A 241-nucleotide genomic window follows, 5' to 3' on the forward strand; every position below is an offset into this window, starting at 1 on the left:
GCTACGGCATCCCCACCGTTTCGCGGATCATCGTCGAGGTGCGCGCGCACGGTGACACCGAGCAGGTGCAGCGCATGCCCGCGGAGCGGCTGTCCGACCTCACGCGCCGCAGCGTCGCGCTTCTCGCGGCGGCCGGTCACCTGCACGCCCTGCTCGCGGTACGCCTCGGGGGAGAAGACGGATCGGCGCTCACGCCCGTCCCGGGCTCTGCGCCAGCACCTCCGGGGTCAGCGGGCTCTCG

The 241-nt window shown here is 73.9% G+C and carries 1 pseudogene; it reads left to right on the plus strand.

What is annotated here, in order from left to right:
- A pseudogene (locus tag KVS71_RS18460) lies at positions 1-241 on the plus strand (hypothetical protein); the annotation flags it as partial.

Origin of the sequence: Microbacterium sp. GbtcB4 (assembly GCF_019091465.1) — a bacterium.
Classification (GTDB): domain Bacteria; phylum Actinomycetota; class Actinomycetes; order Actinomycetales; family Microbacteriaceae; genus Microbacterium; species Microbacterium paraoxydans.